At 60.8% G+C, this 495-nt stretch carries 1 protein-coding gene; it reads left to right on the top strand.

Annotated features, from left to right (window positions below; translation table 11 throughout):
- The coding region (locus HMPREF2791_RS11755) for a helix-turn-helix domain-containing protein (protein WP_141764907.1) at positions 1-495 on the top strand (495 nt) is incomplete at both ends.

Genomic DNA, 495 nt, shown 5'->3' with positions numbered 1-495 from the left:
GCGGTTGGCGAAAGTCGGTGTGCTGACCGAACTGCAGAAAAAGCCGCGCATCACCCCGCAGCAGAAAGCAGACGCGGTCGCACGGGTGCTGGCTGGTGAGCCGGTGAAACGCGTTGCTGATGCATATGGCATGTCGGCCAATTCGGTGTATCGCTGGGTGCAGCAAGCACGCCAGAAGAAGGCGGCTGAACGCTGTGATGCGTCACAGCGCGCCAACACGCCGGAGGCTTGCGCGGTAAAACCACCTGCACACAGCAAAGTTGATGGCGTGCCAGCACCAATGAAAACACAGGCAGGTAGCGCGCCTGCCGACTATGCCGAGGACCGTGTGAAAGTCGGCCGCGGGGTCCAACTGTCGTTTGAAGACCGCCTGACGATCCAACATGGGTGCAGCCAGGGATTGTCAGCCAGACAGATCGCCACACTTCTGGGGCGCCACCACAGCGTGATCAGCCGGGAGATTGCCCGCAACGGATGGGAAATCATCGACGATGA

The organism is Corynebacterium sp. HMSC034A01 (genome assembly GCF_001838175.1).
Classification (GTDB): domain Bacteria; phylum Actinomycetota; class Actinomycetes; order Mycobacteriales; family Mycobacteriaceae; genus Corynebacterium.
This window is presented reverse-complemented; position numbering and strand designations above follow the sequence as displayed.